The sequence below is a fragment of the Aeromicrobium sp. Leaf272 genome, from assembly GCF_001422865.1.
Classification (GTDB): Bacteria; Actinomycetota; Actinomycetes; order Propionibacteriales; family Nocardioidaceae; genus Aeromicrobium.
Genome location: NZ_LMMY01000013.1, coordinates 124800 through 133193, shown reverse-complemented (window position 1 = coordinate 133193; position 8394 = coordinate 124800). Strand labels below are relative to the sequence as shown.

Genomic DNA, 8394 nt, shown 5'->3' with positions numbered 1-8394 from the left:
ATAGATAGTGCCCATTCGTCAACAGAAGAAATGTCTTCGTCTTCGGGTACTACCATGTTCTTCTTGATTCCGAACTCTGCTGCTGTGATCCAGTCTCGAAATGTCATCTTGCGTAGAAGAGACTGCATGTGTGCTACGCGCTTCTCTTCTTCTAGTTGTGCCTTTGTCTTGTTTGCCATGATGTTTCTTTTCTCCTTTAATTTAGGTTGTACTTGCGAACTAGGTTTGTTAGATCGCGGTTGATTGCAATTGCTGCAAACGGTGTTGTTTCCTCTACCGCCCGGTGCATCCACTCTTGTGCGGTTTGCTTGGTCGTTCCGTACTCTGTAAAAGAGGCGTAGTACGTCCTCTTATTACCGGCCTTAATGGTTGCCCTTGCCTTGGCCTTGTTACCGCGTACAGAGGCCGCTAGAGCGCCTGTGCGGCCTACAGGTGCGAGGGCACGTGCCTTATCAGCACCGTGACTCGCTACACGGGTCATGGAGTCCTTAAGTTCTTCTGTTGCAACACCCAACTTGGTTAGGTCTCGCTGAACTTGTCTAAGGTTCTCTACCCTCACACCTGTAGCCATTAGTTATCAGGCGTATGAAACAGCGTAAGTATCCAACTGGATGGTTACGCTGAACACGCCTACCTCAGTACCCTTTTCAAAGTTAATGAGCGGTGACGCAGGTAGCGTGCACGTTCCACTGAACTTAGGTGCAGAAGAAGAAAGCGCAGTGCTTCCTAGAGGACGAATGTCATAAGACACGCCTGTTGATCCTGCGTACTGCTGTAGGAAGTTGAATGCCGTACCTGGACCGAAGTCGGTAGCGAATTCAAGTTCTACTGCCACGGGACGCTTGCCGTCTGCTACGTCGCTGAACGTAACCGGCTCGCCGTCTCCCTCTGTGAACTCAATCTTGGTAGCGAATGCACCTAGATCGGTTGACGGGATTGCTGTAGCCGCTGCACGAACGAACGTGATCTGCGGTGTAGTGTTGCCCTTGTATCTTGCCATTAGTAATTACCGTTACTCTTATAGAGTTCCTTTTCTGATTGTATTTTTGATCGTGACTTGCGTTCCCAGCAAATCTTGCTGATTCAGCGTGTAGATGCGGGGTTGCTCTACCTGTTCTACGTAGTAGTCAGGCAATACGGCTTCCAGTACGTTCACGATCAAATCGTCTAGAGCCTCTTCTGCTGTTTTGCTTCTGGTCACACAAAGATGCAAGTCAATGAATACGTCGAGTTCATCGAACGTTGTTCCTTGTGTGATATATGGATCACTAGGCATCATGACTACTGACGGCTTGGTGATCTTGTTTGGTAGTTGTTCGTAGGTGTAGACCGCTACTGCTGATGCATCAATGACTGATGAGATGTGTTCTCGTAGGTCTGTGATTGCGTNACTAGGTTTCCCATACCCGGCGCATCAAAGGTCATCTGTGATGGTGACCCGCTCACGCTTGTCTGTCGCATGTATAGATTGAATGCCACGTCTAGCGTGCACTGATCCAGAATGTCCGTAGGGATGACTGTTGAACCGATGTAAGCACTAATAAGCACTACCGCCGCGTTCAAGCATCTAGCAACGTCGTTAACCTCTGTTGGCTCTGCTCCTACGTAATCTGAAACTTGCTGCACGCTAACGGTCATCAGGCAACCGTTGCCTTTACAAGACCGTTAGCGTTCTTAACTCCAACAGCCATGTAGCCGTATAGAGAGAACTGCTTGGTCAAGTTGATGATGTTTTCATCCTGTAGGCGGATAGGTGCACCTGAGTTCTCCCAAGTCATTACCGCGCTTGATGAAGCAACGTAGAACGTCTTAGACGCTAGAGATGCATTCATGACTACGGGTAGACCTGCGAGGCTGCCAGCGATGCCACGTACGTTGATTCCACCGATGGTGTTGGAACCGTCGCCGTTGATGCTGAACAGCGGGCGTCCTGCTGAGTCGCTGAGCGTTGCCAACTTCGCGTAGACGTCTGCTGAGACGAACACGAAATCTGCGGTAGCGCCCTGGCCGTTGTCCTCGATCTTGGACACGCCGTCGACCACTGCACCGATGAACTTGTCACCCGTAGCGCTTGAGAGCGTGAAAGATGCGCCTGTCTGCGGCGTAGCGGCTGCTAGAGCGCTAACTACCGCTGCGTTGGTCACCTTCGCGTAGGAAGCGGCCTGGTGCTTTAGAACGGCATCCAGGTAGGCCACGTCTGAGCGCTCGATAGCCTGGCGAGAAACCTCGCTGTAGCCGCCGTAGGTCTTCACCGGAGCGGTACCCGTGTCGATCGCTACCTCTAGGTAGGAAAGGTCATCGCCTTCTGCCACCTGTACGGCAACGTCACCTGTGAGGGCTGAGACGCGGGGGTACTCTACTGAGTTGCCCTGTGCGCCTAGTGGGCCACGATCGAAGAGGTTAAGGACAGGACGTCCCTTGTCTACGATCTTTAGAAGGTCGTTCTTCCAGTCGTTGCTGGTGTGGCTGTCTGAGAGGGTTGCACCCGTGTAGAGGCGAATCTCGTTGCGTGCGCTCTCGTCGTTGTCTGCAAGAGCCTTGATGAACTCACCTGCTGAGCGGAACTGCGTACCAGTCTCGTTCTTGGGTGCACCATCCTTTAGTAGTGCGAAATCTCGTGTCAGGCCTTCAACCTGTGAACGGATTTCTGTGATTACTTCTTCATTTTCCATATTTGATGATTCGTTAGAATCCTCCGTTTCATTATTTTCCGATGTTGAGGTCTCGGTTACCTGACGTACTTGTGTGATTGCTGCTCCTGCGTATGCAGGGAACGGAACAATCGATACTTCCTTAAGATTTACCTTGGTGCGTACTAGAATGTCTTCATCAGTACGGTGTTCTACTGGGATAAAGCCAACGGAGAAACGATCTAGCGTTCCGTCCTTGACCATCTCGTAGACGTCATTACCTAGTGCTGTGCGGGAGATGACGGCTTCTACTTCGTAGCCTTCGTCTGTCTCTGTACCGCGCGTTACNCCCGCCAATGTCTGCAATGTCATCCCATCGGACGGCTAGACCTGTGACGGTTCGTGCTTCTTCGTTTACTCTGCGAATCTCTAGTGAGCGTGTTTCTAGTTCTGTCATTCTTGGTTGTCTGCAATAGACTCCTTTGGTAGATTTGTTGGCTCTGTAGCCTGGTATGCACGGGTGAATGACTCGACGTCTAGACGAATNGTTGTCTTGATGAACTGGATTTCTAGGTCCTGACGGTTGGTGTAGGTCAGGCTTGATCCACCAACAGGAATGTTGAGATATGCAGCATCTACACCGAACATGCGTGCAATCTGTAGGTCTGAGAGGTTGGCTGATTCGATGAACGCAATGTCAGATGCGTTCATAACGATGGGTTGGAAGTCCAGACCTTGACCTAGGACAGCGATACCGCCCTCTGCCTGGCTTGTGTGCCATGCATCCTTGTACGCCTGTGACGTACCGGCCTCTAGTGGCTTGTCTGTCTTGAGGATGCCTGTAGGGATGCCGTTGTTCTTGTGCCAGTTGCTTGGGTAGTCACGTAGTTCAATAGCCTGTGAGACAGTCGCACGTCCTGCCTGCAAGGGACCAACACCTAGAATGTTTCCAGGCCACTCCCCTAGGCGGATATGTACTACTTCGTCTTCGGTGAACTTCTGTGTTCCATAGTTGTAGAACTTCTGGCCCTTGTCATTGAACTCGATATGCACGCCTAGCGGGTTGAGAACGTAGATAGCCTGCGGCTGTCCGTTGCTTGCCTTCACAACTCGTAGGTATGCGTTGCCGTGTAGCACAAGACATGTGGCGATGCGCTTAAGCCAATCGCTACGGCTACGGTCCTTGTCAGGCTCACGTACTACTAGAGGTAGTTCTGCTGGATCGATCAGTACCCCGCTGCGGTAGGCCTCTAGTTCTAATTGCGCAATGCTGTTCGTGATGAGGTCTACACAGCGGTAAACAGTAGACACGCCCATGGCTGCCTCTGTGCTTACGTTGGCAGTGCCTCTATAGGCAGGCGGTACAAGTACGAACGGGTCATCTGCTCGATACTCTGTAGGACTAAAAAGTCTCTTGATAAATCCTTGCTTGTTGTCTGACATTACTTCTAATTATATTGCTCAATTGTTTCCCATGACGGTTAGAACAACTGCATTGGCAACTCCTTTCGTGTATTAGCAACATAGATAGACCAGAGGAATGCTCTTACTGCGTCGTTCTCTACCGGCCCACGTGCGATTGCTTCTCTACCGCTTACTACCTTCGTCTTGGCATGACGCATCTGATAATCAAGTAGAACGTCATCCTTGTTCCACGTGACCTTGTTCTGAGCAATGAGGGAGTAGCCCATCTCTGTTGCCCGTAGATACCCGCCGTTGTTCATCGTGTGGACTTCTCGTCCCTTTGAACGCAGGTAGTCACTGAGGTCTTTTAGGTTCGTGTCCATGGCGTAGGCGTAACCTTCCTTATGGATCGCGTCTACGGCTGCCTCTAGGACCTCCTGAGAGGGCTCTGTAAGCCACTGGACTAGTTCTGCGTGTACTTGTCCCGTCGCATCCTTGGTAGAGGCCACAATCGCCCCGTAGCGCCACCCCTGCGACACGTCGATACCGATGACTGCTCGTGCTGTGTCTTCTGGTCCTTGACCTGCACACGCTGCCCATACAGCGGGGTCCACAAACGGGTTGTCTGAGTCCACGAACAGGTTGTGCGTGTAGCGGCGTACCTTGAAGTCCGGTTGCGTGGCGATGACGTCTAGACGCTCCTGTAGGGACCGACGTCCACAGGCGATAGAGGGGTTAGCGGCGAGGATGCTCTGTACGTCGTCTGGGGCCGCTCCTGTGGCTCCCTCATAGATGAACGCACCGAAGGACGTTGAGGGGTCACCAATGGCTACGGCTGCTGTCTCATAGAGCCGTAGAAGCGTCTTGGACGTGTTGTCACCGGCTGTGGTGAGAGCGATGACTAGCGAGTGCTCCTGAGCGCCCTGACCGTTCACTAGGTCGTCCCAGCACTGCCCGGCTGTCTCTAGGTGGAGTTCATCGACCAGGCCTAGGTTCACGGGCTGTCCCTGGACTGCTCCCGGCTTGGCTGCCTTCAACTTGTAAGAGGCAGTGTTGAGCCCTAGACCGGTGATGCCTCGTGAGCGCGTCGTGTGCAGCACCTTGGACAAGGCCTTTGAGTTGTTGATGCAACTCGACACACGGTCATAGATGAGGTTGGCCTGATCGACGTTTGAAGCAATGCCGATAACCTGTGCACCCTTGACCATCATCAAGAGGCCATAGAGCGCTAGGACTCCACCAATCTCAGACTTACCGTTTTGGCGTGCAATGGAGACTAGGACTTGTCTGTATCTGAGGGGTCCGTCCTTACCGCGCGTCTCTAGTACACGGATGATGAGACGTTGCTGCCAAATATCGAGCCTGACAGGCCAGTAGCGTTCTGCTAGTAGAAGTAGGTCGTATCCATCTGAATGGACCGGTAGACCGTCTTCTCGTGCCTCTAGAGGGGCAGTGAACCGTACCGGGTCAACGTAGTCTGCTGCGTCCCACGTCAAGCACGGTCAGTCCATTCCTTGACTCTATCCCGTGTCTCGTCTAGCCATAAGACGATGAACTCAGGAAGAGTCTTGATGATTTCTACTAGGTCCCTAAATACCGCCCTCATTCGCAATCACGTGCAACAGGTGACCAGTTGCGTTCCCATCTCATGGTGTCGTTGTCATGAGACCAACCTTCACGTCCAGAGATACCCGCGAACTCTTCTGCTACCTCTAGTAGAGCCTCATAGATATCTGCCGCGTCATTGTTGTGCCACAGATGATTAGCAGTCCATAGGAAGAATCCAACTAGTCCGTCTAGGTCTGTGGGGCGAATGTCGGGTGTCTCAGATTCGTAGCGGGGTGCTTCTCGCTCTGCCTCTACAGCCTGAATAATCATCTGGTCTCGTACGGCATCGGGGGTCATGAGCAATCACACGATGCGACACCGTTACGTAGTTCCTCGAATGTGATGGGTTCGTGCTCTACCCCGTGCTTGCACGGTACGTAGGAGGGTGGGCCGTTTGGTACATCTACCCGACCGGCATACCCGAAAGCGGCAATCATCCCCGTACGCCCGATCATGAGATGACCTCATATTCTGTCACTGACTGCTGAGGCACCATGACGGTAGTAGTTACCTTGNCCCGGCCCTCTTCGTCAATGAGTAGGACGAATCGGTCACCGTCTGTCTTATCGAATACCTTTGCTGTAATCATGCTGCATCACCATGCGCAAGCATGATTCGTTCATACCCGCGAACTTCTGTCGTTAGATATGGCTCCCGCTGTGTTACGTGTTCAATTTCAATATAGCCATTGTTGTGAATGGTTACCTGCGTTGCTGTCTTCCAGTCCGCTCCTACGTACTCACAGAGCGTCTTTACTTCCTCAATGTGGTTGTATGTTGCTACCATGTTATCTTTTGGGACTTAATAGTGGGTCTACTTCGTCCGCTTCTCCTTCGTTAATTGGGTTTAGGCTTTCTAGATACTTCACTGTTCTGAGTAGTTCGGCATAAGCCTGTGATGCCCATCTCAGATCGAGGTTGCGAGCCACTGTCAGAAGCATGGTTGCCTCTAAAGACTCGCTATCGATGAACTCTCTTGCTTCAATAAAGCGTGTTGCTGCTGTTTCAAACTCTCCTACTGTCTTATCTGTCGTCATTGTGTTCTATAGGTCTACAACCTCGACCCCTTCGGTAAAAAGGAAGGGTGCGTTCTGCCTGTGTGCTGGCTTAAGAAGAGAAGTAGCGTTCTCGTCTTCCTGCGTTCCTTGTCGGACCTACTGTTGCTCCTTTACTCTTATTGTGGTAACTGCACATGATTTGACCGTTAGTTACCATGTACCGGCCCTCTTCCCACTGGCTATAAGGGATAATATGATCGGCTTGTAGGTTCTCTGTTGAACCACATACAACACATGCCAGTACCCCGGCCTCTCGTGCTGCATTGAACACATCAGTACGCCACTGTGCATCGCGTGCTGTGTACTCACGTGTCCTAGCCACGGCCATACCCCCGGCTGCTGCGTACGCCCGCTCGGTACAGCGTCACTCGGGCTAGGCCTACTGCTGCTGCTGCCTGCTCCACGCTGTAGCCACGACGCACCAACTGTTCGGCCTGGGTGATGAGCGCTCGGCTAGCGGGCTGCTGTGCCACGGGCCACCACTCCCCTGACTGCCCGTACCACCAGGCCTGTGCCGTAGTAGCCGGTGAACACACCACTGATGCAGATGATGAGGATGGTCATGCTGCATCACCGACTGATGCACGCTCATAGATGGTCAGGGCTTCCATGCTCACTGACCGGCGTGCATCAACCGTGCGATGACAGGACTTGCAGCGTGGTACGTATGCCTCGCTATCTAGGCTGTAGGCGTACCAGCGGTTCTTTTCTGTGATGAACTCTTTGTGTGTGGGCTCGCCCTCTAGTGACCAGTCCTCGGCAGGGTGGGCGTTGCTGCCCCATCCCTCTACACAGCCATAGGTAGATGCGTTGCCTAGTTCGCTGCGCATTCTCTTGTGGGCTGCCTGATACCCCACAACTTCGTTGCGGGGTCGTCCGATCTTTCCACCCTTGTGTTGGCACCAACCAATGCTGCTGTGGCTCTTGTTTGATACACACACGTACTCATAGCCAATGAGGCTGCTCTCTACCAGTGTGCCTTTATTGTGCTGTTGGTAGTGCTTGCCGCATAGGTTGTGTGCTACTACTTGCTTATCGCATAGTGCGCAAATCTTAATTGTTGTCATAGTGTTACCTGCTGTCATAGATTCGGGTCTCTCAACCCGTTACTACTATTATAGACGATNACCGGAGAACGCCAGCAACAGCGGGTCTCTATATCTCCATTATATGTATTAGTTGTTTCCCATGTCGCTGATCCAGGCAAAGGTTTCTTCAAGACTCATACCCTTACCGGCGTGCTTCTGACGATCTGCATAGGCCTTGGATCGTCTCTCTGAGTCTGCTCTACGCTGCTCTGGTGTCCAGGCTTTACGCTTTTCTCTTGCATCTTTTGCAGATGCTTCGCTATTGCACTTCTTACAGTAGCAAGACTTCTTATCCTTGGTTTTCTTGTTGTTGCCAAACTCATCAAGAGTCTTGATGGTGTCACATCTTCTGCACCACTTGCTACCGCGCGGTACTGCTGGACCCTTAATGTGTGGCTTAAGGCAGTTATTGCACTTCTTAGCCCAATGACTGCGANCTCTTTACTACCGACACTTCTCCAATAATCTCAGGTGTATGATCACACCCGGCGGTACTTCTACATTCCTTACAGTATTCGATCTTCTCTACACTGATACTAGTTACTGTGATCTTGCCCACTTCCACCATCTACCTTTCCACACCTTGTACAAATTAGTCTTCCTGTAG

Annotated in this window: 6 protein-coding genes and 1 pseudogene; all 7 read right to left on the bottom strand. The window is 51.9% G+C overall.

The annotated features are described in order from the left end of the window. Window positions 1-196: 196 nt before the first annotated feature. Window positions 197-571 carry an HK97-gp10 family putative phage morphogenesis protein gene (locus ASF38_RS19795; protein ID WP_082480677.1) on the bottom strand — a complete coding sequence of 125 codons (375 nt, stop codon included), beginning with the start codon at window positions 569-571 and terminating at the stop codon, window positions 197-199. A gap of 6 nt (window positions 572-577) precedes the next feature. Then, on the bottom strand, window positions 578-1000 hold the full coding sequence (locus ASF38_RS17560) for a hypothetical protein (RefSeq protein ID WP_156366891.1): 423 nt from the start codon (window positions 998-1000) through the stop codon (window positions 578-580). Between the two features lie 637 nt (window positions 1001-1637). After that, a pseudogene (locus ASF38_RS19790) lies at window positions 1638-2978 on the bottom strand (phage major capsid protein); the annotation flags it as partial. A 105-nt stretch (window positions 2979-3083) separates the two neighbouring features. Next, window positions 3084-3176 carry a hypothetical protein gene (locus tag ASF38_RS19785; protein ID WP_369815201.1) on the bottom strand — a complete coding sequence of 31 codons (93 nt, stop codon included), beginning with the start codon at window positions 3174-3176 and terminating at the stop codon, window positions 3084-3086. Between the two features lies 1 nt (window position 3177). Beyond that, window positions 3178-4073 (bottom strand): phage portal protein (locus tag ASF38_RS19780; protein WP_369815193.1); only part of this gene is annotated, 896 nt, incomplete at its 3' end. 38 nt (window positions 4074-4111) lie between these two features. Next, a complete protein-coding gene (locus tag ASF38_RS17215; protein WP_082480674.1) occupies window positions 4112-5530 on the bottom strand; it encodes a terminase large subunit domain-containing protein in 1419 nt (472 codons plus the stop codon). Window positions 5531-6748: 1218 nt separating this feature from the next. Further along, complete coding sequence (locus ASF38_RS19775) at window positions 6749-7027, bottom strand: HNH endonuclease signature motif containing protein (RefSeq protein ID WP_082480673.1); 279 nt, start codon at window positions 7025-7027, stop codon at window positions 6749-6751. Window positions 7028-8394 lie beyond the last annotated feature (1367 nt).

What these genes read in the sequence shown, in the direction of transcription:
- ASF38_RS19775 (WP_082480673.1), bottom strand. Translation starts at nt 7,027, where the DNA reads ATGGCCGTGGCTAGGACACGTGAGTACACAGCACGCGATGCACAGTGG.
- ASF38_RS19795 (WP_082480677.1), bottom strand. Translation starts at nt 571, where the DNA reads ATGGCTACAGGTGTGAGGGTAGAGAACCTTAGACAAGTTCAGCGAGAC.
- ASF38_RS17560 (WP_156366891.1), bottom strand. Translation starts at nt 1,000, where the DNA reads ATGGCAAGATACAAGGGCAACACTACACCGCAGATCACGTTCGTTCGT.